The organism is Enterococcus sp. 12F9_DIV0723, assembly GCF_002174375.1.
In the GTDB taxonomy this organism is placed as follows: domain Bacteria; phylum Bacillota; class Bacilli; order Lactobacillales; family Enterococcaceae; genus Enterococcus_A; species Enterococcus_A gilvus.
Genome location: NZ_NIBK01000001.1, coordinates 1,518,101 through 1,543,538, shown reverse-complemented (window position 1 = coordinate 1,543,538; position 25,438 = coordinate 1,518,101). Strand labels below are relative to the sequence as shown.

At 37.8% G+C, this 25,438-nt stretch carries 37 protein-coding genes, 1 tRNA gene and 1 pseudogene; 9 read left to right on the top strand and 30 right to left on the bottom strand.

Going from position 1 to position 25,438, the window contains the following annotated elements; all coding sequences use genetic code 11:
- Position 1: 1 nt before the first annotated feature.
- From A5868_RS07365 to A5868_RS07300, 13 genes and pseudogenes are all read right to left on the bottom strand, one after another.
- Complete coding sequence (locus A5868_RS07365; protein ID WP_086304018.1) at positions 2 to 1,063, bottom strand: major capsid protein; 1,062 nt, start codon at positions 1,061 to 1,063, stop codon at positions 2 to 4.
- 14 nt (positions 1,064 to 1,077) lie between these two features.
- Positions 1,078 to 1,362, bottom strand: a complete 285-nt coding sequence (locus A5868_RS07360; RefSeq protein WP_086304019.1) for a hypothetical protein — start codon at positions 1,360 to 1,362, stop codon at positions 1,078 to 1,080.
- An 11-nt stretch (positions 1,363 to 1,373) separates the two neighbouring features.
- Positions 1,374 to 2,021: a DUF4355 domain-containing protein gene (locus A5868_RS07355; RefSeq protein ID WP_086304021.1), complete on the bottom strand. Its 648-nt coding sequence runs from the start codon at positions 2,019 to 2,021 to the stop codon at positions 1,374 to 1,376.
- Between the two features lie 951 nt (positions 2,022 to 2,972).
- Positions 2,973 to 4,199: pseudogene (locus A5868_RS07345) on the bottom strand (minor capsid protein); the annotation flags it as partial.
- Positions 4,200 to 4,499, bottom strand: a complete 300-nt coding sequence (locus A5868_RS07340) for a ribosomal-processing cysteine protease Prp (protein WP_086304025.1) — start codon at positions 4,497 to 4,499, stop codon at positions 4,200 to 4,202.
- A gap of 200 nt (positions 4,500 to 4,699) precedes the next feature.
- Positions 4,700 to 6,130 carry a phage portal protein gene (locus A5868_RS07330; RefSeq protein ID WP_086304029.1) on the bottom strand — a complete coding sequence of 477 codons (1,431 nt, stop codon included), beginning with the start codon at positions 6,128 to 6,130 and terminating at the stop codon, positions 4,700 to 4,702.
- Positions 6,131 to 6,143: 13 nt separating this feature from the next.
- Positions 6,144 to 7,088, bottom strand: a complete 945-nt coding sequence (locus A5868_RS07325; protein WP_254908299.1) for a hypothetical protein — start codon at positions 7,086 to 7,088, stop codon at positions 6,144 to 6,146.
- A 60-nt stretch (positions 7,089 to 7,148) separates the two neighbouring features.
- Positions 7,149 to 7,577, bottom strand: a complete 429-nt coding sequence (locus A5868_RS19345; RefSeq protein ID WP_254908300.1) for a DEAD/DEAH box helicase family protein — start codon at positions 7,575 to 7,577, stop codon at positions 7,149 to 7,151.
- A complete protein-coding gene (locus A5868_RS07320) occupies positions 7,570 to 8,415 on the bottom strand; it encodes a terminase small subunit (protein WP_086304031.1) in 846 nt (281 codons plus the stop codon). The genes A5868_RS19345 and A5868_RS07320 overlap by 8 nt, the downstream gene beginning before the upstream one ends.
- 18 nt (positions 8,416 to 8,433) lie before the next feature.
- On the bottom strand, positions 8,434 to 8,658 hold the full coding sequence (locus tag A5868_RS07315) for a hypothetical protein (protein ID WP_086304033.1): 225 nt from the start codon (positions 8,656 to 8,658) through the stop codon (positions 8,434 to 8,436).
- Positions 8,659 to 8,987: 329 nt separating this feature from the next.
- On the bottom strand, positions 8,988 to 9,263 hold the full coding sequence (locus A5868_RS07310; RefSeq protein WP_441316143.1) for a hypothetical protein: 276 nt from the start codon (positions 9,261 to 9,263) through the stop codon (positions 8,988 to 8,990).
- A 379-nt stretch (positions 9,264 to 9,642) separates the two neighbouring features.
- Positions 9,643 to 9,718 (bottom strand) — tRNA-OTHER (locus A5868_RS07305).
- A 456-nt stretch (positions 9,719 to 10,174) separates the two neighbouring features.
- The gene (locus A5868_RS07300) at positions 10,175 to 10,591 is read right to left on the bottom strand and encodes an ArpU family phage packaging/lysis transcriptional regulator (RefSeq protein WP_087654129.1); all 417 of its coding nucleotides are present in this window, start codon (positions 10,589 to 10,591) and stop codon (positions 10,175 to 10,177) included.
- 659 nt (positions 10,592 to 11,250) lie between these two features.
- Between A5868_RS07300 and A5868_RS07295 the strand changes: the two genes are divergently transcribed.
- Together A5868_RS07295 and A5868_RS07290 are read left to right on the top strand one after the other, a co-directional pair.
- Positions 11,251 to 11,625, top strand: a complete 375-nt coding sequence (locus A5868_RS07295; protein WP_087654128.1) for a hypothetical protein — start codon at positions 11,251 to 11,253, stop codon at positions 11,623 to 11,625.
- Positions 11,618 to 11,800, top strand: coding sequence for a hypothetical protein (locus A5868_RS07290; RefSeq protein ID WP_087654127.1), 183 nt, complete (start codon positions 11,618 to 11,620; stop codon positions 11,798 to 11,800). Before A5868_RS07295 ends, A5868_RS07290 begins: the two co-directional genes overlap by 8 nt.
- 50 nt (positions 11,801 to 11,850) lie before the next feature.
- Here the strand turns inward: A5868_RS07290 and A5868_RS07285 are convergent, their stop codons facing one another.
- Positions 11,851 to 12,516, bottom strand: a complete 666-nt coding sequence (locus tag A5868_RS07285) for a DNA cytosine methyltransferase (RefSeq protein ID WP_087654126.1) — start codon at positions 12,514 to 12,516, stop codon at positions 11,851 to 11,853.
- Positions 12,517 to 12,681: 165 nt separating this feature from the next.
- Between A5868_RS07285 and A5868_RS07280 the strand changes: the two genes are divergently transcribed.
- Entirely contained in the window at positions 12,682 to 12,939 is a 258-nt protein-coding gene (locus tag A5868_RS07280) for a hypothetical protein (RefSeq protein WP_087654125.1), read from the top strand.
- Between the two features lie 804 nt (positions 12,940 to 13,743).
- Here the strand turns inward: A5868_RS07280 and A5868_RS07270 are convergent.
- The 16 genes from A5868_RS07270 to A5868_RS07200 form a co-directional block, all read right to left on the bottom strand.
- Positions 13,744 to 14,004 carry a hypothetical protein gene (locus A5868_RS07270; protein ID WP_086304037.1) on the bottom strand — a complete coding sequence of 87 codons (261 nt, stop codon included), beginning with the start codon at positions 14,002 to 14,004 and terminating at the stop codon, positions 13,744 to 13,746.
- 48 nt (positions 14,005 to 14,052) lie between these two features.
- The gene (locus tag A5868_RS07265; protein ID WP_086304039.1) at positions 14,053 to 15,054 is read right to left on the bottom strand and encodes a tyrosine-type recombinase/integrase; all 1,002 of its coding nucleotides are present in this window, start codon (positions 15,052 to 15,054) and stop codon (positions 14,053 to 14,055) included.
- 19 nt (positions 15,055 to 15,073) lie between these two features.
- Entirely contained in the window at positions 15,074 to 15,277 is a 204-nt protein-coding gene (locus tag A5868_RS07260; protein WP_086304041.1) for a hypothetical protein, read from the bottom strand.
- Positions 15,274 to 15,570 carry a hypothetical protein gene (locus tag A5868_RS07255; protein WP_086304043.1) on the bottom strand — a complete coding sequence of 99 codons (297 nt, stop codon included), beginning with the start codon at positions 15,568 to 15,570 and terminating at the stop codon, positions 15,274 to 15,276. The genes A5868_RS07260 and A5868_RS07255 overlap by 4 nt, the downstream gene beginning before the upstream one ends.
- The gene (locus A5868_RS07250) at positions 15,567 to 15,818 is read right to left on the bottom strand and encodes a LexA family protein (protein WP_086304046.1); all 252 of its coding nucleotides are present in this window, start codon (positions 15,816 to 15,818) and stop codon (positions 15,567 to 15,569) included. Before A5868_RS07250 ends, A5868_RS07255 begins: the two co-directional genes overlap by 4 nt.
- Positions 15,815 to 16,225, bottom strand: a complete 411-nt coding sequence (locus tag A5868_RS07245; RefSeq protein WP_086304048.1) for a DUF1064 domain-containing protein — start codon at positions 16,223 to 16,225, stop codon at positions 15,815 to 15,817. Before A5868_RS07245 ends, A5868_RS07250 begins: the two co-directional genes overlap by 4 nt.
- 4 nt (positions 16,226 to 16,229) lie before the next feature.
- On the bottom strand, positions 16,230 to 17,072 hold the full coding sequence (locus tag A5868_RS07240) for a DnaD domain protein (protein WP_086304051.1): 843 nt from the start codon (positions 17,070 to 17,072) through the stop codon (positions 16,230 to 16,232).
- A gap of 50 nt (positions 17,073 to 17,122) precedes the next feature.
- Positions 17,123 to 18,046, bottom strand: a complete 924-nt coding sequence (locus A5868_RS07235; RefSeq protein ID WP_086304053.1) for a recombinase RecT — start codon at positions 18,044 to 18,046, stop codon at positions 17,123 to 17,125.
- Entirely contained in the window at positions 18,047 to 18,988 is a 942-nt protein-coding gene (locus A5868_RS07230) for a YqaJ viral recombinase family nuclease (RefSeq protein ID WP_176281322.1), read from the bottom strand.
- Positions 18,945 to 19,100, bottom strand: coding sequence for a hypothetical protein (locus A5868_RS18980; RefSeq protein WP_176281306.1), 156 nt, complete (start codon positions 19,098 to 19,100; stop codon positions 18,945 to 18,947). Before A5868_RS18980 ends, A5868_RS07230 begins: the two co-directional genes overlap by 44 nt.
- 52 nt (positions 19,101 to 19,152) lie before the next feature.
- Positions 19,153 to 19,353 carry a hypothetical protein gene (locus tag A5868_RS07225; protein WP_086304058.1) on the bottom strand — a complete coding sequence of 67 codons (201 nt, stop codon included), beginning with the start codon at positions 19,351 to 19,353 and terminating at the stop codon, positions 19,153 to 19,155.
- Positions 19,354 to 19,364: 11 nt separating this feature from the next.
- On the bottom strand, positions 19,365 to 19,826 hold the full coding sequence (locus tag A5868_RS07220) for a hypothetical protein (RefSeq protein WP_087654123.1): 462 nt from the start codon (positions 19,824 to 19,826) through the stop codon (positions 19,365 to 19,367).
- Positions 19,823 to 20,083, bottom strand: coding sequence for a hypothetical protein (locus A5868_RS07215; RefSeq protein WP_086304060.1), 261 nt, complete (start codon positions 20,081 to 20,083; stop codon positions 19,823 to 19,825). The genes A5868_RS07220 and A5868_RS07215 overlap by 4 nt, the downstream gene beginning before the upstream one ends.
- Positions 20,084 to 20,611, bottom strand: coding sequence for a hypothetical protein (locus tag A5868_RS07210; protein ID WP_010778518.1), 528 nt, complete (start codon positions 20,609 to 20,611; stop codon positions 20,084 to 20,086). It abuts the gene before it with no gap.
- A 63-nt stretch (positions 20,612 to 20,674) separates the two neighbouring features.
- A complete protein-coding gene (locus tag A5868_RS07205) occupies positions 20,675 to 20,929 on the bottom strand; it encodes a hypothetical protein (protein ID WP_086304062.1) in 255 nt (84 codons plus the stop codon).
- A complete protein-coding gene (locus A5868_RS07200) occupies positions 20,929 to 21,153 on the bottom strand; it encodes a helix-turn-helix transcriptional regulator (protein WP_086304064.1) in 225 nt (74 codons plus the stop codon). The genes A5868_RS07205 and A5868_RS07200 overlap by 1 nt, the downstream gene beginning before the upstream one ends.
- A 171-nt stretch (positions 21,154 to 21,324) precedes the next feature.
- On the opposite strand from A5868_RS07200, the gene A5868_RS07195 reads away from it, so the two are divergent.
- From A5868_RS07195 to A5868_RS07170, 6 genes are all read left to right on the top strand, one after another.
- Entirely contained in the window at positions 21,325 to 21,648 is a 324-nt protein-coding gene (locus A5868_RS07195) for a helix-turn-helix domain-containing protein (protein ID WP_086304066.1), read from the top strand.
- A gap of 11 nt (positions 21,649 to 21,659) precedes the next feature.
- Positions 21,660 to 22,127, top strand: a complete 468-nt coding sequence (locus A5868_RS07190; RefSeq protein WP_086304068.1) for a toxin — start codon at positions 21,660 to 21,662, stop codon at positions 22,125 to 22,127.
- A 64-nt stretch (positions 22,128 to 22,191) separates the two neighbouring features.
- Complete coding sequence (locus tag A5868_RS07185; protein ID WP_254908301.1) at positions 22,192 to 22,677, top strand: hypothetical protein; 486 nt, start codon at positions 22,192 to 22,194, stop codon at positions 22,675 to 22,677.
- A gap of 2 nt (positions 22,678 to 22,679) precedes the next feature.
- Positions 22,680 to 23,684, top strand: coding sequence for a hypothetical protein (locus A5868_RS07180; RefSeq protein WP_086304070.1), 1,005 nt, complete (start codon positions 22,680 to 22,682; stop codon positions 23,682 to 23,684).
- 52 nt (positions 23,685 to 23,736) lie between these two features.
- Positions 23,737 to 23,922, top strand: a complete 186-nt coding sequence (locus tag A5868_RS07175) for a hypothetical protein (protein ID WP_086304072.1) — start codon at positions 23,737 to 23,739, stop codon at positions 23,920 to 23,922.
- Positions 23,923 to 24,012: 90 nt separating this feature from the next.
- Positions 24,013 to 25,284 (top strand): DNA/RNA non-specific endonuclease, encoded by a 1,272-nt coding sequence (locus A5868_RS07170; RefSeq protein WP_254911047.1) that lies wholly within the window; start codon positions 24,013 to 24,015, stop codon positions 25,282 to 25,284.
- The last annotated feature ends 154 nt before the right edge of the window (positions 25,285 to 25,438 follow it).

The following is a 25,438-nucleotide window of genomic DNA, read 5'->3' as shown; positions in this document are numbered from 1 at the left end:
ACTAGGCAATTGGTTGCGCTTGGAAAACTTCATCAGCTGCTGCAAACGATGGCAATGCAGTTGCTACTGCTTTCGTCCAAGTACCAACTGGATCTTTCGTTTCATCATAGACACACGCTAAAACATTTCCGATAACACTAGTGTCAACAGAAGGATCACGAGTCAAACGAGTTTCTTCTGCAGTCGGTCCATATAACGTTTCGCCCAAAGTATCGTCAGTGAACATTACAAAACGATTTTCAGGAAAGTATTTTTTCGTAGTGTACTTACCGTTTTTACCTTGTACTTTGTATTTTTCATCGTACGTACGAAGCACAGGGTATCCGTGTGTTTCCATGAATGCATCTAAGTCACCTTGAGATACCACACGACCTGAGTCCTTACCAAAAATTGCAGCAATAATCTTTGGATGAGAAGCTAGAGCACGATAAACTTTGCGAGAAGTCAACGCCTTCGAAGGCGTTACATCCATTGCATCGATCCATCGTTCCAAATCCTTTAACGGGTCTGAACTAGGATCTGTCCACATTGCAGTACCTGTTAAGGCCTCTTGATGATCTGATGGAATGTTATAATCCACATTCAAATTCAAGTTATTCTCAGCTACAGTGATTTTTCCAGTAGCTAACATTTCCATACGCATAGCTTCGATACGAGCTCGTACTCCAGCTACTAAAACATCAATATCGTTGTAAACACGACCAATCAAATAATCTTGTTCAGCTTGAGTTCGTGGGTTTTCAATCGCAATGATATCTTTCTCTTTCAATTGTAATTTACGCTTGATAAGAGATAGCTCCAACTCTTGCTTTCCACCTTCACGAGAACCGATTTCTGTTTCTGTATCGAAATCATGAACCGATGCAGCAATCGGAATTCGGCTACCTCCGTTGATTTGATCAAAAGTCAATGACGGTGTTTTTCGTTCAGGAAAAAGAGTTTCGCCTAATAACGGTGCATACTCACGATCTCGAACATAGTTCAAAACTTCATTTTGAGTGAATAAATCAGTGATTGGTGTTCCAGCAAATAATTGTAAATTCAATTTTTTCTTAGTTAACATATTTATACCCTCCATTATCTAAATTTAATTTCTTTCATAGCAGTTTTTGCATCTGCATCAACTGCCGCAGGCAAACGATCTTCTAAAACATACCCTTCAACCATTACTGAACATGGCTGTGGCCCAGTTTCGGCAGTGACTGTCACATCGTTAAAGACAATACCTTTTGCAGTATTATCATTAGCGGGATAAACCTCTCCAGCCTTATAACTTTTATCTGCTTGTTCCGTAAAGTTTTGGAAATTAGCACTCGCTAAAAAGTTGATTTCTTCTACTGTTTTTTTCTTTCCTGCAAACATATTTTTTCCTCCTATTTTTGACCCCATAGGTCAGTTCTTGGTGCTGTTCTCTCGTTGGCTGCTTTCGCTGCACGGCTACCAAGTGATTCTTTAGAGTTTCTAGAATTTTGACCAGCAGGTGGTGTTGCATTACTTGCCAACCGTTCATTTACTGCTGACTCCACTGCATCTCTAAACGACTTGGATATTACTTGATACGCTTCTTCTAGTTGATCCTCATCTCCGCCATAAAGTGGCTTTAACGTGTCGGATAATGAATCGGGCAGCTTATCTGTTGCTAACCTTTTGATTGTTGTTGCTTCGTCCTTCTCACATTTTAGTGATAGTCGATCTGCTTCTAATTGATCACGTTCTTGTTGCAGCTCATATTGCGCCTGTTCTTCAGCAGTCATCTTTCCTTTTTTCTCTGCGTCTTTAATTCGCTGAGCTTGGTCTTTATCCCATGTAGCTTTTGCAGTTTCCAAGGATTTAGACATTTTTTTATCAAACCAGGAATCTAATTCTGATTGGTTTTTAAAGGAAATGGATTCATCATCTTCTGATCCATCTTCCCCGTCACCGTCTCCCTCTTCAGCAAACATTTGTAAATTCATTTTGATTAATGGCCCTTCACAAAGAGACCGAACAAACCGTGTCATTTCCTGTTTATTTTTCATCATAAATATAACTCTCCTTACCCATGCACATTCAAAACTGCATAACAAAAAGCACTCCATCCACGCTATAGCCCAGACACAGTGCTTGATCATTTGATATTTAGTTGTGAACCCACATATGTTTATTTGCTCACTTAATTTATATTGCCCCAAGTAGCAATGGGCAAAAAAAATAGTACTTTATCGCGTTTTAACGATTAAGCACTACTTCTTGATTTTTTTATTGTAGTTAATTATATAGTAAAGGAAGTAAACTGAATTTGATCGAAGACATCCCTTATGGAGCGATTATCTTTGAATATCGGCTTATCTATTGCATCGGACCAATCTTCTGAATGAGAGACAGCCAGTTCTTTGCCCGGACTAATCAGGATAACATACCCGTCTTCTTGTTGATTCCAACCAATAAAGTAATGATCATTCTTAAAGATAAACTCAATATCCCCATGTGCTTCTAAATTAAGAATAATCCGGTCTCTTAGATCTATGACTTGACCTCCATTCATTCACAATATTTTCTGCAAGTGTAGTTTTCCGTCCTGGTCGATGATCAGGAATCTCCTGCTTATTTCTCCAGTAATAGTTCCATTCATGTGTATGTGGAACATACTTACGCACATCTGGCTGCTTATGATCAGAAAAATCTATATCAATACGAGGTTTCCCGTTCTTGCCATAAAAACGCCTACGGTACAAATCTCCATCTCTGATCCAGTCACTAACTGAGTACGGCTTACTTTCGAATTGTAACTGATGAGTATCCGATATAACTGAATAGTTGCTGAAGGAGTTTTTCATCCATTTAACATCTTGGTATAGCTTTTTCAGATTCGACCAACCTTCAGTATCATTATACTTTGTTTCTTGATACTCTTCCAATGATTTCGGGCTATGTTCGTCCCCAAATGTATCCTTAAGTCGCTTTAAATCGGATATATCTTTTTTCCGATTCTGAATCATTTTCTTTTGAACTTCTATTTCTTCATCCGAATAATTTTCTTTGAGCTTTTTCATCCAATCATCGTAAGTATCACGTTGTTCAATTGTCATTGTTTTACCACTGATCGGATCATTAGCAGTTCGTTTACCTGTCAGTGATCGTTTTCCGATATACGCAACAGCAATTGTTCGACACCACGGATGAAATGGCGGGTATGTTCCGGCAGCCCCATTAACAACAGCTTCGGAAACAAGATAAATCTTACCGTCTTTCCCCTGACAAATCTTTGAAGTCCTGAAATCTAAAACAGCAATCAAACGGTACTCTTTTACACCTCTGTCGCGCCATGCTTTGAGCTTAGCTTGATTCGCCATGTAATTGGCCTCAGTTCGTATTAAACGCTGAGCAACTCCAATTGATCGATCAAATTCGGCTGCTATCGCTTTAGCCATTTTGAACTCGGACATACCCGTCATTGATTCGACAGTGAATAACTCTTCCAGACGTTTGGCTAAAGCTTCAGTATCTTTCCATAGCCGTTTTGAATAGTTCGATCCGTGCCAATGGGAATCAAGGATGTTCTTGGTGTACTTAGTGGAAAGCTCCTTAAACACATAAGCAGTTGTTCTGTATTTAAGGTCATTCCAAACTTCAATTGGTACTCCACGCTTTTTAGCTTGTCTAAAAGTCTCTATTTGTGAGTCATACTTCTGACCATCCCACACATTGATAATCGAGTCGTTCTTTGATTGCTCGATTTGTTGAATTACTGCTTCGGCAGTTGCTTCATTGTAGGAATCATGTATGACATCAACATAGAATTCAGTCGATTTATCAAGTTGTACATCGGCTATTTGTTTAGAAACTAAAAAAGACTTAGCTTTCAAGTCTTCGGATCTTGTTATTCGCTCTTTAAACGCTAGACCATTCAATCGTTTTCTGGCTGATGTCTGGAGATCAGGATTAGATACATCATCAGCAAGCTTTCTTAGTTCTACTAGTTCATCAGGCTTGACCGTTTGATTAAGTAATGCTCTGGTTTCTTCTTCATCCATTCCAGACCGTTGCTTCGCCCGACTAAATAAATTTCTTGCTTGCCGAGTTAAGTAACTCTGAGCTTGACGGTAGGCTGATAAAACCTCTTGCTCGACTCGTTGAGCGGCATCATTGATTTTTTTCTCTTGTTTTATTCCTCGATCGAGCCAATAAGAGTCGTCTTGTTTTTGTTTCTTTTGAGCCATTTAATCAGCTCCAATCACCTCTACCGAAACATGTTCGGGATACTTTTGCTGAATATCATACAACCCGCAAAGTAACGCTTCTGCTAGTGCATTATCGATCTCATTTGGATTAAGAATGCACACTCTCTGATCTTGTACCTTCACATTAGTTTTACATAGCAATTGATTAGTAATCGTAATAAAGAGAGCAGAGACACCGGCACAAACAATGTCTTTACCGGGTTCAGCAAAATGAGCGTGTCCAATGACTTCATACTCAATAAACGAATCATTAATTTTTTTGAACGTTGCTTTGATCATTCAGTTAACCCCCGTTTCCTGAAAATAATCCTATAACTAGTTTTAGAGCTTGGTCCTCGGTGAATCCATTCGCGATACATTCATCAAACACGAACCTGCTTTGTTTGACCACCATGCTCAATCCTTTCTGTTGCTCAAAAAAAGTTGATTCCAAAGTCCTATTATTCTCATGCATTTCTGCTAGCTTTTTGTCAATTAGGTTATTCATCATCATTCTCCTCATCTTCTTTTTCTCCTGGTGGATCATCTAAATCTGAGTGACTGTCTTTTGCCTGCACACCTAATGCTTTAGCTTGCATTTCCATGTTCTTAGTCTTTTGTTCCTCTAACATATCAAGAACTTCTTCTGGATTATCAATATCATCAAGCCATCCTAAACTAATTAACAGCGGGATAAACTCTTGAGATTCACTGATTTGTTTGATGATTTCGGATCGATTTATTGGAAGGTTAGGCTTGAACTTTATTGTCACACCATCCACGTCAACATTTTGACCCTTAACACGTAAAATATTCTGTAATAATCGAAGTCGTTCTACAATGCCGTCTTCTAAATACCCGATCTTAATTGACAATACAAGCAGTAAACCAAACAATTTATACTTCATTGCTTCGCCACTGATATTTCCGGCAAAACTTTCGTCGTTCAGATTAGGAACATATGTCGTCTTATGGAAGTCATCTAGTAACGAATCAGCCAACGTCTGAACTTCTGATTCTGTAAAAGTGTTCGTAGCGTATTCTACGTCTCCACCTTCTTCTTTTGACGGCGCTTCTACAGCCATAGTTCCATTAATATCATTTGGCTTTTCATCAGGGAGACCAAAACCAAATAGAAACATGATCGCCTTTACAAAGTTTTCTTTGTCTTTAATACGATCATTTTGTAAAAGGTTATATTTATCAATTTGAGAAAGCTGTTGTTCATAATCACCTTGCTTCTCTTCGTTGTTTCTAAACTCAACAACAGGTACTTCTTGGTAGAAATGCTCTTTAAATTTAGGCGTATCCAACATGGAGTCACTAGATAGCTTCTTTGTTTTAGATTTGTAGATGATTGTTCCTTTTGTTGTAATGATCTGAACTTCCCAAAATTTTTTTCGTTTCAAATCCTGCTTTTCAATTGGTCGAATAGCAAATAGCTTTTGCCGCTCAACAGTGTCATCTACAACAACAATCATCCCACGAGGATCAATCCAAGCAATTTTAGGAATCGTCTCGTTTTCTGTCCCCGGTTTAATCGCTAAATAGTGCAACTCAGTTCCAATTCCCATCGTCGATAAACCTTTTTCAAGTTCCTTGTCGTGCTTTTTCACTTTCATGGTATCAAGAGCATCAAGAACGGGCTGAACATTTTTCCCTTTGGCTCCTGTATAGGAAATTGGTGCTCCTACTGTAAAGCCAACCATCAAGTCGGTTACGTATTTTGCATTATTAACAAAATACTCATCTTTTTCATGAGGTGTCTTATTCGACTCTTTTCCCACTTTGTGTGGATTCCCTTCATAGTAATCAAAAAGCATTTGAAGACGAGGAATTTCTTTCTGATGTTCCTCAATACAGTAATTGATTACGTCAAAGCTAGGATTGTTTATATCTCCTGCCAATTCACGATCGATTGCAATCGCCATTTTTTCACCTTCTTTAGTTCATCCATGATGGACGATTTTTGATTTTAGCAACTCGACTAGGTGGCTCATAAAATGCCAGTGTTAAAGCATCAGCGATATCAGGGCTACCTACATTCCTTTTTTTCATATCTTCTTTACTCTCAAGCCTTATCTTTCCGTTACTTGTCATTTTGAATTTGCGGGTGCTCAATTCTTTGATCAAATTAGCATTATCAGGTAATTCAATTGCTGCTTCTATGTCATTAACTGAGTTTGAAATATTCTGTTCAAGTAACTCCTTTATATCTCCCCAAATTTGAGTACCCTTATTTGCATAGTAATCATCTGTTGAAGATTCTCCATTATTAACAGGTATAACTTTATATGGTAATTTTTCTTCACTAATAATCTCTTTTAAACGATCGGTGACGCCACCTCCGACGCCTGTATCATCAACCTTTATGAATACTTTATTAATATTAGGGTAATCAGACATCATCCGTTTTGCCGCTTTCAATACTCGACCAGTCGTTTGCATCGTATCTTGCTTACTGTATTTTTCAAACGGAAGTGCCTTAGCACCCATTCTCGGAAAAATGATTGTTGAGTCATCACCAAAACGAGCCACATCGACACCGATATGGCCTTCTTTTAAAAGTTTTAATTCTGATTCAGGAATATTAATATCCTTTGCAAATTCAACTATTTCCAGACTAATAAAGGAATCGAGTGCACCCTTCGGAAACTCTCCATATATCCGCACACGAGCAACGTCGCTATCCTGTCCATACTTACTGAGAATCATATTGATGTTCTCTTTATTCGTTCGTTTGCTGTCATAGCTCGAAACTTTATGAACCCGGTATTTATCTCTATCTGAATTGTGTGAATCGTAAAATACACCTTCGATATTGTTTGGATTACCACACATCAGAAGTTTATTATCGAAACCTGATAATGTACCAAGAATAGCCTCCATGATCTGATCGGAGACCCCTGACGCCTCGTCGACAACAATAAACATATGATCTTCGTGGAATCATTGCATATTCTCCGGTTTAGTCGCTGTACGTGCTGTAGCAAACCATCGCTCTGAATCGCCAACCATATAGACTTTTGTCTTAGTCCACTTCAGTAAATCTTTGATCAAACTATTGTTAAGCCACTTTGCGACCTCTGCCCAAAGAACATCATAGAGTTGTTTCATTGTCGGAGCAGTAGCGATTACCTTCGCATAAGGTCTACAGGTCAAGAACCAAAGAATAGCTCCAGCTTCTAACGCTGTTTTCCCAACCCCTTGACCGGATCTAACAGAAACTTTAGGGAACTCCGCTAAATCGTTCAAAACATCCTCCTGCCATTCATCAGGAACAAAATGTAGGATGTCCTCACAAAAAGCAACAGGCTTATCGTAGTAATAATCTATTGCAGCCCCTATATTAGCAAATGGAACGAAAGCATTACTCATCTTCTTTCACCGCCCGCTTGTTTGCTGCAGAAATTACTGCTTGTTTCCAAGTCTCTTGATCATCAGTAGTTCCATCGTTTCCAGTTATTTTAGATAATTGTGCTTCTCTTAGTGCATCGCCGCCAAGGTATTTCATTAACTCACTCATGGCTTTTTGTTTGTCATATAACTTAACTGAGACGCCATCTTTACCTTTTTTGACTTCCTGAATAAGCGTTCCGTCAACCTCATCTGAGTTTTTTAGGGCCACAAACGTTGTTAAGTAAGTTATTGGTTCACCTGTTTCTGGGTCTAACACAGGTACAGGCTTCATATTCTCGTCAAGCTCAGTTTCTACTCTTGTCTGATTGCCGAACTCAGTAAAGTCGGTAATGTCTGAAAAAGCCTGCTTAACATATTCTTTTACTAAGTCTTTAGCTGTAACAAATGTGTCTTGTTGCAGTTCCCTTTTGAGCTTATGCAACTCTTCTTTAACACTAGCATTTACTAGCAGCCTGCTTCCGTTTGCATTAGCTGTCTTGTAATCAACGTCATAAGCTTGCTGATACGCTTTTGTCGCATTGAAGTGCTGCAAATAAAAGAGACAGAACATTTTTTGTTGTTCTGTCAGATTGTCATTATCAATCACCAATTTAGACGTTTCAAATTTTGCAACGTTACGTGTAACGCTACGTTGCGTTTCACGAATCTTTGTGCCTAACGCTTCATCCCATTTATATCTGGACTTCCATCCTCGTACCGTTCCCGGTGACGCGTCTATTTCCTTAGCGATTTCTATTAATGGTTTTTGTCCATTACTCTCTTTATATAATTTAAAGGCTAACTCTCGTTTTTCCACATCTGCGCCACCACCTTTCTATATGTATTTACTAATGTTCTCTTGAATATGATCCTCTTTCCAATAACCAAACCCACAATAGACCATCTTGCACTGATCAACCTCAACTGGTGTTGCTTCCCTGATCATTTCTACGATCGAATACTTCGCCTTCATCTGAACAGACATCACCACCCGTTTATGTTGACCTCTCATTGGTAAAGGATATTTATTGTTTAGTGACACATACCAATAGTTTCTCATTTTTATATTCCTTTTCCGCATTGTCCTGTAAGCGTTACAATGATATAATTTCTATGTATCATCCTTTTTAAAAATTTGTTTTTTCACTTGGCCGCTGCGGAAACAGCGGTCTATTTTGTTGCCATAAAGGTTCTAAAGTCGTAAACTTTAGTTGTAACCAATTTTTATCCTGCGTTAGACCATTGCTTTACCGAGCAGTGGTCTTTTTTGTATTGAATTATCATTTCTGTAATGATAATATTTTTATACTTGTTACATTGAGGACTATTGCGGAAACAGTAGCCCTCTTTTTTTGTGCGCAAAATGAAAACAGCCTCACGAGGAGACTGCTAAATAAAATCATATGTCTGTTGAAAAATATCTGGTTTGCAGGGATAGAATTCTCCTTGTACACCCTCGATAATGTAATCCCCTTCAGAGACCGTCATTGGTCCTTCTAGAGTCCGAATATAAAAACGGTCTTCGCGTTCTATCGTTCCGTGTGCCGTTGTCATAGTAGCCATATCGACCACCATTGGATAATCTTTAGCAAAGTTGCTTTCTGCTTTCTTACGGTCAAATAAAACCACATCAACTATTACTGGTTTCTTTCTAGCTTTCATGATCAATTTCACTCCCAAAATAAAAGACCGCCGAAGCGATCTTGATTATGTATTGCACAGGCAGGGACGTTTCCGATCCTGTGCTGGTACTAAAACGGATTTACACCGTACAGCAATGCCGAGTCACATCTAACCTATTATATGTATTAAGCAACCTACACGAGTTATACTCTCCGCATATCCACCTATCCTCGGTTGCTACGCCATTAGTTTAAATTTCAGCTGGCACTAATGAGCCTCTGTCAATCCCCCCTAACCTACAACTGAGAGCGTCTCACGTCTGAGATAGTATTCTATGCCTTTTAACTGAGTCCCAGCACGCTGATAAATGTAGCCAATCAATCGGCATCCGACAAGATTGATTGTTTCCGTAGGTTCTTTATTGACGTGACCGGGATCGAACCGACCTCATCTCCAACTCTAACAGTCAGATGCATCACCAATGATGCTACACGTCAACTCGGAGGAGCTACCTCCTAGCATATGCTTTCGGGTCAGATGCTTAGCGTTGGCCGGTTTACTAAGTCCTCCCTAAGTCACTGGCAAGGATTCGAACCTTGCTAACGAGTCGTACACACCTTGTGCATATCCTCTGCATTTCCCCAGTCCGCCACAGTGACATAAAGACGGCACGTGAAGTTTAAAGGAAGAGGAGCTATTCACTTCCTTCTATATTTTTTTGTGTGCCGTCAGATCGTTAAGAATAATCACGAGAAGAGGCTGTTCACCTCCTTCTTTTTATAGGTTATTGTGAGTAGCCTATAAACAATTAAATTGCTCTCTATATCAACAGTTAGTTAAGATGATTGTTCGTCTAACTAGCTGTAAATATACAAATTTGATAATACTAGTATATAGCAGAAAAATGTGTTTAAACCGCCAAATATCCCGCAAAAAACCGCCAAAATAATAGTTTAACGATATGCGATCAATCTGCCTTTTTTATAAGCTTCAGCAAATTCAATCAGAGCTTCAGACATTAGTCTTTCGACGCTGCGCTCAGAGTAGCCGATTCCACGACTTATTTTAAAATTAGAATAACCATCAGGTATACAGTAGCGGTAATAGAGAACTTGGCGACTTGTTATACCCAAAGACATCAAAGCTGCTAGAATGGCATCTCTTTCAGCTTCAGCTTCTATGAACTGAATCATTCCATCTTCTGCCTTGTTTCCCCATCTATCACCTTTTGGCATATCAGACATGACTGGTGATTTAATATCTATCATTGATTTGCCAGCAATCCGTACCCACTTACGATAATTTTTCAATGTTTTTCTTGCATTGCATTTTGTTTGGTAAAAATCGACTTCTCTCAATAGCGCTATCATGTCATCCGCTCCTTGTGCTATAATGTTATTGACTAGATAACGTTTAGCACTGAGCGAAAGCTTGGTGTTTTTTTTGTGATATAATCGTTGTGAGCTGGGCTTTTCCTTCAATGGGCGCAAGCATATTTCAACTAGCTCACTGGCAACCGACCACTGGTTGCCTTTTTCTATGCAGTTGGGTCGGTTAGTTGATTAAACAATAATGATAACTGATTTAACTTTCCACTTATCAATTATTCATGATAAACTCAAAAAAGTATTTAATTATAAAGGAGTGCTCACTTTGAAAAAAAAGTCTATACTAAATTTTTATTTCTTTATTGCTATAGTAAATTTTGTTTGTTGTCTACTTTTATTATTCTCAAAAGGCGTAAGCACTGTACTGAAAATTACCAGTTTATTATTTTTTCTGAATTTTATTTTAAATTTAGTACTCGCTACAAAACGGTCGAAAGGTAATATTTAAGACTAGTAATAGTCAGTCTTTTTTATTCTGCTGCCGTCTGATTTAGCTTACTCCTTGTTAATTCAATTTGGGATTTTACATTTATTATTCAAAGAAATTATAATATAATAAACCTTGATTATATTAGTTGGACTGAGTATTCGTAAAAAATACATGTACTATAGTGATAAAAATAAAGGGTGGTGGATTTTAAATGACCAATGAAAAACTACAAGACATTATTTATGAAGTTGAAGTTTTCAAACAGAAAAGCGTCAAAGATGCTCGCCATAGTATTGATAATAAGCTTGCTGAATATAAAGAAAAAATCCCAGAGAAAGTCGACAATACCGAGTTTGAAATAAAGGTTCAAAAGGAAATAGATAAGAAACTTTCCACCTTTAGCAAAGAACTGGACATTAAACCTGCTGCTTTATACTATTCTTTAAAAAGTGATGTCGAATTAGATAAAAATATTTCTAAGAAAGAGTTGTTAGTATCTGCATATGACTTCTTAGAAGAACACACTAAAAATAAGCTTCTAAAAAAAATATTTAAAGAATTAAAAAAGGAGACTAAAAATGTCTAATCCATTAATGAAATATTTAGCTAAAGCTTTGTTGACTGTGGGTGCAATAATTGTTGATCAAATTGCTGAATACGTTTCAAGTGAACGATTTAAGTCTCTAGCTAAAGCTTCAATGAAATCAGTAGTTGAAAAAATGGTTGACTTAGTTATAAAAGAGAAAAACCAAATAATTTAATATTTGAGTGACCCCATGATTAACATGGGGTCTTTCTGTCAATGGCTGAGTTAGTTCACTTTTTTCAGCGCTCCACTCGCCACGTACTCTTCGCTGATATTCACAATATGCTCGCATAACTCTTTAGGTATTCGGGAACGGTCTACGCTTCCTTTGATACCTTGTGTTCCAGTCTGGCTTCCTCGAGGCGCAGCCACATGACAGGGCGCTCCATTTTTGCATGGTAGCTTGAATTTCGGATCAGGATGATTGGTCCAAATATCCGTTGGTTTCATTCTCGTATCGCCATACTGGCAATAGGTCACTGTGTACCGCGGCAGTTGCTGCATAAATCTCATTTTTCTCAGTCCGCCGCGCGGATTCTCAATGAAGTAAAGCTTTGGATTCAAGTCCTTTATCAGCTTCAAAACATGCTGATTTGTCAAATCACAAAACGAAGCATATTCCGACTTGGCCATCAGGTTTCCATCTGACTCTCTGGTTCGATGGTGGCTGATAGCTGCTACACTATATGATGTACAGTCAGGACTTGCCCAAATCACATCAGGCCGTCCAAACCTAACCAATATTTCATTTGCTTGTATTTTCGAGATATCAGCGTACCAGTCGATATTTTCATGTTTTTTATCCCACTCGATCGAGTAAACTTCATGTCCGGCTGCCTCAAATGCTTTGCCAACTGATCGGGTGCCCGCAAATAGTTCTAGTATTTTCATTTATTCTCCCTTCAAGAAAAATTGTTTTACTCACAAAAGAGATACCGTTTACCTTGTTCATTTAAGTCTTATTTTCGATTACATTAGAAAAATCTTAGACGCCCATAAACCCTGATATGATGCTATACTTTATCTAAATCATATAACTTGAAAGGAGGATGTCTCATGTTTACCACCGAAGAAGATTACAAAAATCTAAAATCAATACTTCATGCATCAAGCTATAGAGATTTATCACAATTACAAATCTCTATGTTAGACCACCTCTCTGTTTTCCACTGTGACTGGGTAAGAGCATTCAAAAATGGACTGTCTTTCACCAAGGAACCACCATTACTTCCCAATCAACCAATCGAATACACCAGATTAAACAGTGCTTTTTATCATAAATATGATGCCTTAAAGGCCAAATATGATAATTAGAATTAAGTTAATTTATTAGACCGATTCAATTTGAGTCGGTCTATTTTTTTCCTACGTAAATGGCGTGGTTACATGATATTTTTATGCTCTTCTTAAGAGAATATTCTTTACGTATTCAAATCTTGATGATACTTTTTTCTCGTGCCATCAAGACCGCAAAGAAATTTCTCTCATGGCACCTCTTAACGGAAAACAAGTTTTATTCATGGCAGCGCGCGGTCCGCTGCCTATTTCCGTTATACCCGTCCTTAACGTAGTTCTTCTTAATTTTTCTTCCTGATTACAGAAAATAATTGTATAATTGGTGAAAAGTATATTGAGGTGAAATTATGAAAACCAAAGTTATCAAAAAACTTTTATTGATTTTCTTTATTTCTCTTATTCTTCCTATAACGTTGCTACTTCAAAAATATAATCGTCATCTTTCGTATGACCCTAGTTTTTCGGAAATATTCTTTGATTATGTTCGATGGATTTTCGGGATTTTTATTTTCTATGGACTATCATTTTTTTGGAGCCGTTTAAAAAAATGAATTCTGTAAGTTATTCCCACTAACGTATAGATTGGACACGTCTATTCTTTTTTCGACAAATCTGTTTGCGATTCGAACGGTCAATGAATCGTCTATGATCAACCTTAGATTGCTTGATCTCTATAGCTTTTTTATGCTCTCTAAAAACTTTTGTATCGAAATACAAGTTCAAAATTTATCCTCCTGACACGATCTTCTCCGTTTGTGACCGGCAACGCCGACAAGACCCGACAACGCCGATAACATCTGATTTTCTCCGATTGCGGAACTTTTAAAACGGTTTTTCTGGCTCAAAAGGCAATTCTAAAATGACTTTCTCGTTGAGAAACGTTTTAAACACAATCACTTTGTTTTTTATCTCATAATTTATTCCTAAAGCCATACACACACCGAACAGCTTGCCTTCTGCATAAGTGATTTCTCTCGGTTGACCTAATAATGTATTTGAATAGTTGCTTTTTGCACTCACATAATCATCTACAACGATTTGTAGCAATTCTTCCCGATCAATATTTGCTCCTTTGAGAAACATAGTATTCACTTCCCTAAACTTACTTGATAGCCCCATACTTATGAGCTTTTATGCGACAAACTTTTCATGTTCTAACTTCAGATCCGATCCGCTAGTATCAATATATTGTAGCGTCGTATCTACATCCGTGTGTCCAAGAAAGCGTCTTACATCGTTTAAGCTCATTCCTCTCTTCAGAGCAAACGTTGCTGCAGTTCTTCGGAATTTATGCGGATGTGCGTGAGCTACATGAGCACGCTTTGCAATCTCTTTGACCATTTTCTGAATGCCGTTCGAAGTCATCTGTGTTCCAACTCCATGCAGTCCGCATATGATCGAACCTTCAAAATGCGGTTTGATCATTAAGTAATTATCAATTGCCACTTTAGCGCGAGCGTTGACGAAGACCGTGCGCTCCTTATTGCCTTTTCCAATTACTGTAATGGTCCCTCTTTGTTGGTCGTAATTCTCCATAGCTAACAAAGTTAGCTCGGTAACACGGCAACCAGTTGATAACAATAATTCAAACGTTGCCTTTTCCTTAGGTTTGATACATGCATTTCGCATCAGTTCGACTTCTACTGGTGTGAATGCCTTCTTAAGTCGTTTCTCGACTTTTATCTTTTCGACTCTTCGGCCAGGATCTTTCGTAATGTATTCTTCTTCGAACAACCATTTGAAGAATCGACAGATTGCACCACGTTCTCTATCTAGAGTTGCTGATGATAAATGATCAGCCATGTCTCTTTGAGCAATATATAAGCGAATGTCTTGTGTTGTTACTTCTGAATATTTTCGCTTTGCCCAGCGATTAAAGCGGTCGATTGTCCTCATTGCAAGCTCGATCGTACCTCGCGAAAGGCCACGGAGCTTCATCGAAACAAAATACTGCTTATACGCTGCAGAGTCACTAGCTTGGTCGAATATTACCAAATCCCTGCTTTCTTTCTCGACACTTACATTATTTAGATTAATAGTCAGTACAATTTTCAATTTCTTAAGTTGATTAACTTCAAGTTCAGGCTCCATGTTACGAATGACAGAATTTATAAACTGCTCTTTCATTTCCATGATTATCACCCTTTCAAGTTCAGCTCACATACATATCAAATTGCTTTTCTACTTCCTCCCGAATCACTTCCATAGGCTTTGAAATATTTATAAACCAGTCATTTTCTGCTAGAATTTCGTTAATAATTTGCTCTTTGGGCGTATAAATTTTATAGTTCTCAGGCATAGATTTGATAAACAAGCGTACTTGTCGATCAATTCTCCGACGCTCCCATAACTTCATAGTGGCCCCTCCAGATACCTATACGTTTTTCCAAAACTATCCATTCCGTTTTGTCTGGCTAAGTTCTGAATATGTGTTTCAGAGAGATTTGACCGTTGCGCTATTTCAACACAAGTTCCAGTTAAAACGACCTTATCTCCAAGACTCACTTGGATCATTTTTCTTGGTCTTTTTGATGATTGGTTCCAGATTTTCTTACCTAGCGCATTAGCCTCTTTCTCGATTGTCTCGTCTTTCCAATAATTCGGATGGGCCATCAGATGTCTAAAACGCTCTTTATCTGTCATTTTCATGAACACTTCAACTCCTTGACGCGATCTCTTCCACTTTCGGTCATCCGGATAGTTCTGAAAGCTCCTGGTTCAATTTTTAATAGGTTCATGGCTTTCAATTGCCAGAGATAGGCGCTGACAGTTGAAGTGGAAGGGATTCCTGTGTTTTTTGATATTTGTCGAATTGTCGGTGGATAATCATGTTCTTTTATAAAGTTGTCGATATAGAGTAGGACCATCTCTAAGCGTTGGCTATTCATTTTACTCATAAGCGAACCTCTTTTCTCTTGCTTGTTGGCATATTGAAAGGGTAGTGTACAAATCCATATCTGGTCTTTTTTGCTAGGACAATTACTATGCCTATCTCTCTAGCGATCATCTTGGCTTTCAAGCGGAAATCTTTTGTCTCTACGCCTTTTACATCCACAAGGCGAACGATTTCACCACGGTGATAAAAGGAGTAATCAGCGACGTACTGCGTCTTTTTAATCGACCACTCGTTTAGCTTTAAAGTCGGCAGAATATCAACGCGATCCTGAAGTTTCAGCTCATAGCCATACTCTTTCGCGTAGGCAACGGCGGTAGGATAATAGTCAGCTTCAGCGATTGAATCGAACCAATGACCGTAACGATAAACTTTTTTGTTGCCGTATTTGGTTCGTTTACGAATAGTCATGTGCTCACTCCTTACTTAAATATTCTTGTAATTTTCTATCGAGTTCCGCTTCCTTAGCTGGATCAAAAGGAATTTCTTTCGGTGGATTGGCAATGTGATCCGGCAGTTGTTCTACTCTTTTGTTTGAATGCCCTGTCTTTTTGGGTTTTGTATTAGCTTTGGCTTTTTCCAAAGTGTCTATATTTTTTTCAGACCATTTACTCAATATGACACTGACATAAGGCTTCACCCCTTTGACATCAACTGAATTGAGATAGGTCAGTTCCAGTGCATAAACGACCATCTCGTTTGGCCATTGATTACACCATCTCAAAATCGCATCCTGCAGAACGCTGTTCAGTGGTCGATTTTGACCCCAGTATTCGTTTGCTACACGAAGAGGTGATTTTTCATCATCATGATTATCTTTTGTTTTGTCTTGTATTGTATTGTTTATATAAGCTGAGGGTTTTACTGTAGAATCTACTGAACTATTTACTGTAGGATTTACTTTCACATTTACTGTAGAATCTACTGTAGTTTTTCCAGTAGTGAGATTATTTACTTTCGTTTTTACTGGAAAATTTCCAGTTATATCAGATAAAACATACAACCCTGCTTTCGTACGTCCTCTCTTTTTATATTGAAGGAGTCCAGTTTGGATTAACTGATTTCTGTTGTTAATCAAAGTTTTCTCAGACGTTTTAGTCATTGATTGTAGCCTTGTATTGGCGATCGATAATTCGCTCTGCCATCCACTTTTGTTTGCTATTGCCATGAGCTTATACCAAAGCAGTTGGGGACCAGCACCGAGCTCGTTATATTCAAGCCAATTTTCGAAGGCATTAATCTGTCTGATGTAGTCCAAAACGAGACCTCCTTTCTATCTAATAGTCAAGAGGGAGAAAACTCCCTCTATTAAAATGGGTATTCATCGTCTTTCAATGGTGGTTGCTTATCGTTAAATAGAGCAGTTTGATTTTCATTGGTCGGTTTTTCATCAACCTTTTCTGCTTCTTTTCTATCAGTTTCGATTGGCTCAGCTTCATTCAATGCGGTATCTTCAATCAAGTCGTCATTATCATCAAGTCGAAATACTTTTTCATCGGAAGTCACTGCTGTCTGCATTTCTACCGACAAGATTCCCCATTTAGCAAGAAGATTACGTAGTACCGTTTTTATGGCCATCGAATCATAGTTATCTTTCCAAGCGCCTGTTAATTTTTCTTTATCGTAACCTTTAGCATTTTTAATTCGATGAGCTTCGATTTCTTGTTTCGTCCAATAAACTGTTTTTTTAAATCCATTCAATAATTCGAAGAAACCTACATAACCGATGACTTTATCTGAAGCCTTGGCTGAATAATCAAAAATAAACTCTTCTGTTAGGGGATTCCATTCAATCAATTGACCTTCATACACTTCTAAAGCGTTCAATGCTTTGTACTGACCAGAACGTTGGGCTAGTTGAATATATCCCTTGTATCCTAGTATGAATTGCGCTTCATTATGTGTAACCCAGTCTTTTCCAACTTTTTCTTTTCTATTAAATGGAACGACATATGCATAACCTAAATTTTTATCAATGGGTAAATCCATGGTCGCAGCTTTCAATGCAGAAGCAATAATTGTCATTGGTTCTGCATTTGAAAGATAGTTGTCTCCTCCAACTAAAGTCATCAATGATCCCATGAAGGAATCTGACTTCTCATGGAGAATATCCTGAAACTTCTTTTTCATAGTTGGTGTATTCATTAATGCTTTGAACCCTAATGATTGAGCGCTGACTTCTTGCGATTTCTGTTCGCTTAACTGATTTTTTAAAGTATCATTTGTGGCCATTTATTTGATCTCCTTTTCAGCTAGTCGTTTAAAACTAGACGTTTTGTAAATACTAGAATCTTTTACTACTTCTGGATATTTCTCAGCTAACAGCTTTTTATCAAGTGAAGTCCGTTCTTGTGACTTCCACGAGACAATGAATTTAGGGCTTATACCGACCACTGCATCATTTTTTCCAAGTTCCGATTTTATTTGGTTATTGATCTTCTTAATCTGAGTCTGAATTTCCTTTTCTGATTTCTTTAGGTCGCGTTTACTTTCGATCAATTCGTCATATTCGCTAGATAAACTGATTTCTTCGGTTCCCTCTGTTGAATAGTGATTCTTTATAAACTCGGCGGTAGCATCGCTACCATCGATAGGTGGTTCCATTCCTGTAACAACATTGATTTCCCAAAATTCGACTAGTCGCTCAGTTATTATGTCAATCAATTCTTGATCCCGTTCTACCTTTTTCCAAATGAACTTTTGTCCACCAATTAAGACAGCGACATACGCGAAATCTCTATTTAAAACATTCATGTAATGTTGTATTTGACAAAGATAACTCATGGGGATCTCTTCGCCATCCCATTCTTTTGATAAGAAGCTATTCGCTGTTTTACATTCCAATATGGCATTTTCACCGACAACATCTCGATCAATATTGGCTCTCAAAAATGGATGCAACGCGTGCTCAAATACTTGATTGCGACGCCGAACTTTTTTTCCCGTTCGTTCAGTAAATTCTTTTGCGACTATTTCTTCTAAAACATTGCCCCAATAGGCTGGTTCGCTATTTGATTCATCCAGTTCTACTTGTCCTGTTTTCTCTAGCCATAGTTGATAAGGTGATTTCCACTTATTCAATCCAAGAATAGTTCCAACATCAGACCCGCCAATACCTTTTCTTCTGTCTTCAAGCCATTCGTTGTGCGTCATTTCGATTGTTGATTTTTTCACCATCATCAGCCCACCCTTCTAAATTATCAGGAGAGTCTTTATCATCATTTTGTGATACATTTACAAAAATATGACTATCTGGATCTGCCATTGCGGTATCGTAATTAAACATGATATAATCCTCCTAGAATGTTATTCCATTGGGACTTACTTTTGCTTGCCGGCTAGTAAGTCTCTTTTTTTGTGCGTTGTTCATATTCTTTCTCGTCGTAAATCATAGTAGTTGGGATCAAAACGCTAGCTGCTGCTATGCAAATGATCATTACTAAAACCTTTAACGATTGGATCGAGCTGAGTTTCAGCATCAGTATTAGTCCGGCAACAAAGGCTATTCCAAATCCACGAATTATTTTTATTTTCTTCATGCTGCTGCCTCCTACTGGCCCAACTCGTTTACTTTTTGTTGGCTCAAATTTGCTAACTCCGCCATGCGTGCGTCTTTTTGTGCTGAATCATTTTGAGCGTTAGTTAGTTCGTTACGCAGCTTATCCGCCTCTTGCTGTTTCTGTGTGACTTCTTGTTGCTTAGATTCGACTTCGCGTTGTTTGGCTTCGATCTCAGACTGCTTCGCATTGACCTCGTTTTGTTTGTTTGCTAATTGCTGTTCCAAACTGTCTAGTTGATCTTGAAGGTTCTTTTGTTGCCCAGTCGTTTGATCAAGTTTGCTTTGGACGTCTGCCGCCTTCTGTTTGTTCTGCGTAGCAATGTTAGCCAGTTTGTAGATGTTCTGTTCAACAGTTGTTGCGTTATCGAAGAAACCAACGCCTGCGGCGAATCCTACAGTTGATCCTAGAAACAATGCAGCGGTAACTCCTAGTGCGATTTTTTTGTTTTTCATGCTGTTCCCTCCTTTTTCATTTCCAAAATATTTTTGTTTAGTTTTGATAACTCTTTACGCTGTTTTTCTTCTGAAATCACATTTCTAAAACTTTTTCCTGCATTTTCGAATAAAAACCTTTCGGCTTCACGTATACTAACCAGTTTTTGAGAACTAAATTGAACTGTCTTTATCAAACCTAAGTCGACCAAAATGTAAATGTTATCTTTTGACGTTCTGTACTCGCTAGCTAATTCCGGTAATGTGTAAGCAAGCATTTAATCATTCCTTTCTCTTGACTCCCCCATCTTGACGACCTCTCTGGAATTAAAACCGTATCGATCACAAGCAGAAGTGAAAACCGCTATTTCAGAAGAAATCTCATCCACTAGTTCGAGTAGCCAATCTTTTATTTCGTTTCGTTCAATTGACGTTAAATCAGCATTTGGTATTGAAAGTAAATCCCATATCTCAAATTTCTTCTCAATTTCAATACGTTCCATTTCTTCTTTGTCTTGTCCGACCATTTTTGAGAGTGGATGATCATCTCGACGCTTTCTGTTAAGTGGTCTCGGCGTATAAAACATTTCAGCTGCTGCTTCAAAGTCTAAGTTAGGCGATTGAAGATACTCAGCCATGTCGATTACTCCATCTAGCCCCATTCGACGTCGCCCATTCAATTTGTGGCTTATATTTTGAGGAGAGTCATTCATGTCTATTGCCATGGCTCTTTGGTTAATTGATTGACGGTCTACCTCGTTTCTAAAAATTGTCGCTATTCGTTTTTCATTCATTGAAACGACCATTTTCATCACTCCTTTGTATTCAGTTGTCAATTTTCATAGCAGTTTAACTACCATAAAATGTAGTTATGAAATAAGTTGAGGCTCACTCTCGAATTGCCATTTTGAATTGATAAAATCGAAAATGTCTTGTGCTTGTTCATCCGTTGATAAAAACAAGATATGCATTTCATCGATACTATTCGTCTCAGAAAAAAGCGAACCTTCGATTCCTGGTTCGACATCAAACTTACGTTGAATAGCAGGAATCAGCATTTTAATGTATTGATTCAAGAATCGTGTATCAATTGATGCTCGAATCATTTGTGGTTTGTCTTTCATCAGACCACCTCCTTATCACGCGTCGTTTCGCGTACTTTCTTTTCAAAAAAATACGTCCAATCAAATCCTAATACTGACGCGATACGCATAGCATTTTCAACTGATGGTCTACGTCTACCTTGTTCAATTGAAGAATACGTTGTTCTTGGCATTTCAGCTAATTTAGCAACTTCATCTTGTGTTAATTCCTTTTTATTTCGCAAATTGATTAACCAGTTATCCATATTTCTCCCCCCTCTTTATGTGTCATATTGCGTACATTTATATTACTACGCTTTTTGACACGCGTCAACAAATAAATACTCTTTTTGACACATTTGTTTATAATACTTTTTTTGACGCATATTGCGTAGTAATATTGGTACATAACGAAGCATAGAAAAAGGAGGTTGCAGATGTTTAATCGGACTCTTACCGAACTAAGAAAGCGGCAAAAACTAACTCAGGCAGAAATGTCAAAAATATTAGGCGTAGCTCGAACAACATACTCTTCTTACGAACAAGGCAGACGCAAACCTGATGACGAAATACAGAAAAAGATAGCTGATTACTTCGGAGTGTCTCTTGATTTTCTTCATGGACGGATAGATTCTTCTGATATTAGAAAAAAAAATAGAGCCGAAACGGTTGCTGCTCACTTAGATGAAGATGTTACAGATGACGAAATGAAAGAGATCCTTAACTTCATAGACTATATAAAGCAAAGAGATCACAGTTAGTAGGTGCTTATTTGGATAATGTAGAAGAACTCATGGCAATGTATCCCGGTGTCGAATATAAATTCGAACCCAAGCTGCCCGATAAACAAAAAGGATTGTATATTGACAACGTGATTTATCTTAGCCCTTTTCAGTCAAGTAAAGAATTAGTCGGGACAGTAGCAGAGGAAATTGGTCACCATTTAACCACATATGGAAATATTATTGAACAGGATTCTATTGAGAAATGTCAGCAGGAACAAAAAGCTAGAGATGCAGGATACATGCTTGCAGTGTCCCCTAAAGATATAATTAACTGCTATCATGAACGCTTAGAGAAAGTTTGGGAGTGTGCTGAATTTCTAGCTGTTACAGAGGATACCTTTACAAAGGCTATTCAAACTTACGCAAAAAAGTATAGCCAAGGTCTTAGATATAAAAATTATTCAATTCGTTTCAGAGAAAATGGAACTGTAGGGGTTTGCGAATGGTTTGATTAAAAGGAGGTATTTGATTGGTTGATTGGAAGGGTTTAGGAAAAAAACTTTCGATGTCACTAAGAACGTGACCGAAAAAAGTGTTGGCTCTTTTCAGGAGTGGAAAGATGATCCAAAACGTATAGCAAAAGTCGAAGAAAAAAAAGCTAAAAAAATGAACAGCAATGCTTTGAAAAAGAACTTTGAATCATTCTCTGCAACTGGAGTAATTGAAGAATCAACTTATAAAACTTTTAAACGCAACAAAATTACAAAAATAATACAAGAACAACCAAATAAAATTATCATAAAACAAGGTCGAAAAAAAGAGGAATTATTACTTGAAAAAGTTGCTTTTTCAGATAAAACTAACTCTGTAGGTGGAGCACTAATAGGTGCTGCAATAGCCGGAACTGCTGGAGCTTTGATTGGCGGATCAATGAAATCGAGTCGAGTCTACGCCAACTTGTACGTTCGTACACTAGATAAAAAAGGCGTTCTTCATGTCATAAGATTTACTGCAGATCAAAAGGAAGCAGCGCAGCTTCTTCGACTTCAAGTTGTGGAGGATTAATCATGAAAAAATTTAGTGTTGCATTGTTGGTATTCTCTGCCCTTCTGCTGTCAGCTTGTTCTAGTGGCAAGAAGGCTGAGTCGACAGACTCGACAAGAACCAATCTTACATCAAGTAGTTCGAGTCAAAAAAAAGAGATAATAAATTTAGAGTCCATTTTAAATAAGTTCAAAAAAGATAGTTTAGCAGTTGATGGAGCTAGATCCATGACTAAAGAAGATTTTGGTATGGCCCCTATGTATGCTAAAGAAGCTAAGATATTCGGCATTCAAAAAGACGATTCAGGCGAATTTATGAATGCGCGAATTTTCTTATTTGAAAAAGAGAAAGATCTTACTAAGACAAAGGATTACTATGAAGATCTTGGCAAAGCGTCGGCTATGGCTTTCTCATATACTGCAGCAAATGAAAAGAAATTGATCCTTATGCAATTCAATGGAGATTTGTCACAGGACCTTGTTCAAAAGTATGCTGATTCTGCTGGATTGAAGCTTACTCCTTCAAATTTTGCATCATCAGCTGATTCAAATACTCAAAATTCTACGGGTTCCTCAACCTCCTCTTCAAATACAGTAAACGAAGAAAGCTATGAAGAAATGAAGCAACGGACTCTTAAATCTACACCAACCGATCGTGTTAACTGGACAAATAAGGAATGGGAAGCTTTTGGCATGGCTTTAAGCGAAAACGGGTTAGCTATGGATGATAATGGCTATATCATCACTCAAGATCAGAAAGACCAACTAGAAGCGGAGAGACAAAAATCAAAGCAACAAACTGAATTTCAGGGTGGTCACGGTGCGCCGAAAGTTGTCACATCCCAAGCACAAGCTGTTCAAATCGCTCAGAGTCAGTTTGGAGACAACGGTGGTGCCTGGACATGGGGCTGTCTTTATGAAGATGAAAGAGGCTATTTTGTAAAAGCAACCGATCCGAATGATGGAACCATGACGCATACTGTAAAAAGTGTTTTCGTACATTATGATGGTTCGGTTACAGAAAACTAAAAAACCTCATTAACCCGCTTGATTATTTGTCGTTTTTCAAAGGAGAATTCAAATGTTTGAAGATTATAGCCTGAGAATAACACTTAGCTTACTTCTTATTCTATACGGTTTAGGACTCATCGTTTGGACATTCTGGGTATGGAAAAAGAAGAACAAAAAAGAACTATTGATATTTTTTTGTGGATTAGGGTTGATAGTTATTAGTATTATAACTGCTTTTTTAAAGCTTTTACCTTAGTTCATAACCTAGTCCTAGTTAGATGATTAACCAGAAACTATCTTATGAGGTATGGATAGATAGTTGAAATGAATTAAATAGAGGATATAAATGGGCAATTTACTATTACTTGTAGGGTTTTTTGGATTTATTTTTGGTGTTTTAAGATTAATTAGAGCTTTTTTCAAAAAGTCTCCAAAGAAACCTGAGCTTTTCATTATTCTTGGAACTTTTATAGTTTTTATCGCAGGTGGTATGTTAACAGAACCATCTGATCATAAGACAGCAGAAACAACTATTAGTAGCACTCAGCCAAATAAGATAAAAAGTAAATCTGCTTCAAGCTCGTCCAAAGAAAAGGAAGATAAGAAAAAATCAACAGATGACAAAAACAAGCAAAAACAGGCACTAGTTTCTTTTGGTAATCGAATGAAACAGGATAACACTACTCTTGCAAATTTAGAATACAGTGGAACTCAAACGATTGAAGTTAATGATAATAAGCCTACTTTTTCTGTCGATGATTTATCATTAGCAAACAAAGCATGGGAAAAATATGGCGATCTTGATCAACTCAACCGTGCGACAACAGCAGAAGCTATGTTAAATCAATCTTTAATGCCTACAGCTAAACGTGGAGATATTTCTAATGTGAAACCTACAGGATGGCATAATAAGAAAATCAACAAAGGATATCTTTATAATCGATCTCATTTGATTGGATATGCCCTTTCTGGAGAAAACGATAACTGGAAAAACCTTATAACTGGAACAGCTCAATTAAACAATCCAGAAATGCTTCGTTTTGAAATGGATATCAAGTACTATCTTGAAAAAAGTAAAGATAACTATGTAAGGTACTCAGTCACACCTGTCTTCCGTGGTGATGAACTTCTAGCACGTGGAGTTCACTTGATGGCTCAATCAATTAAATCTGACGATATAAAATTTAATGTTTATATTTTCAATGTACAAGATGATGTTACTTTGAATTATTCAGATGGAACAAGTAAAACTAAAAACGAAATTGAAGCAGCACAACGAAAAGAAGAAGAACGAAAAAATGCAGAAATGAAAGCGAAACAGGCTGCGGAAGAAAAACAGCGAGCTGAGGCTCAACGCCAAGCTCAAGAGCAACAAGCGGCTGCTGAGGCTCAACGTCAGGCTCAAGAGCAACAAGCCGCTGCTGAGGCTCAACGTCAAGCTCAAGAACAACAAGCCGCTGCTGAGGCTCAACGTCAAGCTCAAGAACAACAAGCTGCGCCCCAACAAAATCAAACTGGTGCAACGGGATTTTGTAAGGACGGAAGTCCAGCAAGTGGAGATCCCAGTGCAAGGGGTAAGGCTAATTCTTGTTATGGACACGGTGGTTGGAATAAATAACTATGAAAAATCTGTTCAAAAAAAAAATACTCATATTATCATTATTGTTACTGGCTTTATGCGGGTTTATGTATAAACAAAATCTTTCTAATAAAAAAGAATACATTATCAAAGATGATCCTCAAATTTTTAGCAGAATTGATAACAGAAAACC

What these genes read in the sequence shown, in the direction of transcription:
- A5868_RS07170 (WP_254911047.1), top strand. Translation starts at nt 24,013, where the DNA reads ATGGGCAATTTACTATTACTTGTAGGGTTTTTTGGATTTATTTTTGGT.
- A5868_RS07340 (WP_086304025.1), bottom strand. Translation starts at nt 4,499, where the DNA reads ATGATCAAAGCAACGTTCAAAAAAATTAATGATTCGTTTATTGAGTAT.
- A5868_RS07270 (WP_086304037.1), bottom strand. Translation starts at nt 14,004, where the DNA reads ATGTTTCTCAAAGGAGCAAATATTGATCGGGAAGAATTGCTACAAATC.
- A5868_RS07225 (WP_086304058.1), bottom strand. Translation starts at nt 19,353, where the DNA reads ATGAAGAAAATAAAAATAATTCGTGGATTTGGAATAGCCTTTGTTGCC.
- A5868_RS07255 (WP_086304043.1), bottom strand. Translation starts at nt 15,570, where the DNA reads ATGAAAATGACAGATAAAGAGCGTTTTAGACATCTGATGGCCCATCCG.
- A5868_RS07360 (WP_086304019.1), bottom strand. Translation starts at nt 1,362, where the DNA reads ATGTTTGCAGGAAAGAAAAAAACAGTAGAAGAAATCAACTTTTTAGCG.
- A5868_RS07210 (WP_010778518.1), bottom strand. Translation starts at nt 20,611, where the DNA reads ATGGTCGTTTCAATGAATGAAAAACGAATAGCGACAATTTTTAGAAAC.
- A5868_RS07330 (WP_086304029.1), bottom strand. Translation starts at nt 6,130, where the DNA reads ATGGCGATTGCAATCGATCGTGAATTGGCAGGAGATATAAACAATCCT.
- A5868_RS07200 (WP_086304064.1), bottom strand. Translation starts at nt 21,153, where the DNA reads ATGGATAACTGGTTAATCAATTTGCGAAATAAAAAGGAATTAACACAA.
- A5868_RS18980 (WP_176281306.1), bottom strand. Translation starts at nt 19,100, where the DNA reads ATGTTTAATTACGATACCGCAATGGCAGATCCAGATAGTCATATTTTT.
- A5868_RS07300 (WP_087654129.1), bottom strand. Translation starts at nt 10,591, where the DNA reads ATGATAGCGCTATTGAGAGAAGTCGATTTTTACCAAACAAAATGCAAT.
- A5868_RS07250 (WP_086304046.1), bottom strand. Translation starts at nt 15,818, where the DNA reads ATGAGTAAAATGAATAGCCAACGCTTAGAGATGGTCCTACTCTATATC.
- A5868_RS07325 (WP_254908299.1), bottom strand. Translation starts at nt 7,088, where the DNA reads ATGGAGGCTATTCTTGGTACATTATCAGGTTTCGATAATAAACTTCTG.
- A5868_RS07245 (WP_086304048.1), bottom strand. Translation starts at nt 16,225, where the DNA reads ATGACTATTCGTAAACGAACCAAATACGGCAACAAAAAAGTTTATCGT.
- A5868_RS07235 (WP_086304053.1), bottom strand. Translation starts at nt 18,046, where the DNA reads ATGGCCACAAATGATACTTTAAAAAATCAGTTAAGCGAACAGAAATCG.
- A5868_RS07180 (WP_086304070.1), top strand. Translation starts at nt 22,680, where the DNA reads ATGAAAAAATTTAGTGTTGCATTGTTGGTATTCTCTGCCCTTCTGCTG.
- A5868_RS07195 (WP_086304066.1), top strand. Translation starts at nt 21,325, where the DNA reads ATGTTTAATCGGACTCTTACCGAACTAAGAAAGCGGCAAAAACTAACT.
- A5868_RS07295 (WP_087654128.1), top strand. Translation starts at nt 11,251, where the DNA reads ATGACCAATGAAAAACTACAAGACATTATTTATGAAGTTGAAGTTTTC.
- A5868_RS07265 (WP_086304039.1), bottom strand. Translation starts at nt 15,054, where the DNA reads ATGGAAATGAAAGAGCAGTTTATAAATTCTGTCATTCGTAACATGGAG.
- A5868_RS07215 (WP_086304060.1), bottom strand. Translation starts at nt 20,083, where the DNA reads ATGCTTGCTTACACATTACCGGAATTAGCTAGCGAGTACAGAACGTCA.
- A5868_RS07285 (WP_087654126.1), bottom strand. Translation starts at nt 12,516, where the DNA reads ATGAAAATACTAGAACTATTTGCGGGCACCCGATCAGTTGGCAAAGCA.
- A5868_RS07175 (WP_086304072.1), top strand. Translation starts at nt 23,737, where the DNA reads ATGTTTGAAGATTATAGCCTGAGAATAACACTTAGCTTACTTCTTATT.
- A5868_RS07260 (WP_086304041.1), bottom strand. Translation starts at nt 15,277, where the DNA reads ATGAAGTTATGGGAGCGTCGGAGAATTGATCGACAAGTACGCTTGTTT.
- A5868_RS07365 (WP_086304018.1), bottom strand. Translation starts at nt 1,063, where the DNA reads ATGTTAACTAAGAAAAAATTGAATTTACAATTATTTGCTGGAACACCA.
- A5868_RS07355 (WP_086304021.1), bottom strand. Translation starts at nt 2,021, where the DNA reads ATGATGAAAAATAAACAGGAAATGACACGGTTTGTTCGGTCTCTTTGT.
- A5868_RS07280 (WP_087654125.1), top strand. Translation starts at nt 12,682, where the DNA reads ATGTTTACCACCGAAGAAGATTACAAAAATCTAAAATCAATACTTCAT.
- A5868_RS19345 (WP_254908300.1), bottom strand. Translation starts at nt 7,577, where the DNA reads ATGAGTAATGCTTTCGTTCCATTTGCTAATATAGGGGCTGCAATAGAT.
- A5868_RS07205 (WP_086304062.1), bottom strand. Translation starts at nt 20,929, where the DNA reads ATGAAAGACAAACCACAAATGATTCGAGCATCAATTGATACACGATTC.
- A5868_RS07220 (WP_087654123.1), bottom strand. Translation starts at nt 19,826, where the DNA reads ATGAAAAACAAAAAAATCGCACTAGGAGTTACCGCTGCATTGTTTCTA.
- A5868_RS07315 (WP_086304033.1), bottom strand. Translation starts at nt 8,658, where the DNA reads ATGAGAAACTATTGGTATGTGTCACTAAACAATAAATATCCTTTACCA.
- A5868_RS07290 (WP_087654127.1), top strand. Translation starts at nt 11,618, where the DNA reads ATGTCTAATCCATTAATGAAATATTTAGCTAAAGCTTTGTTGACTGTG.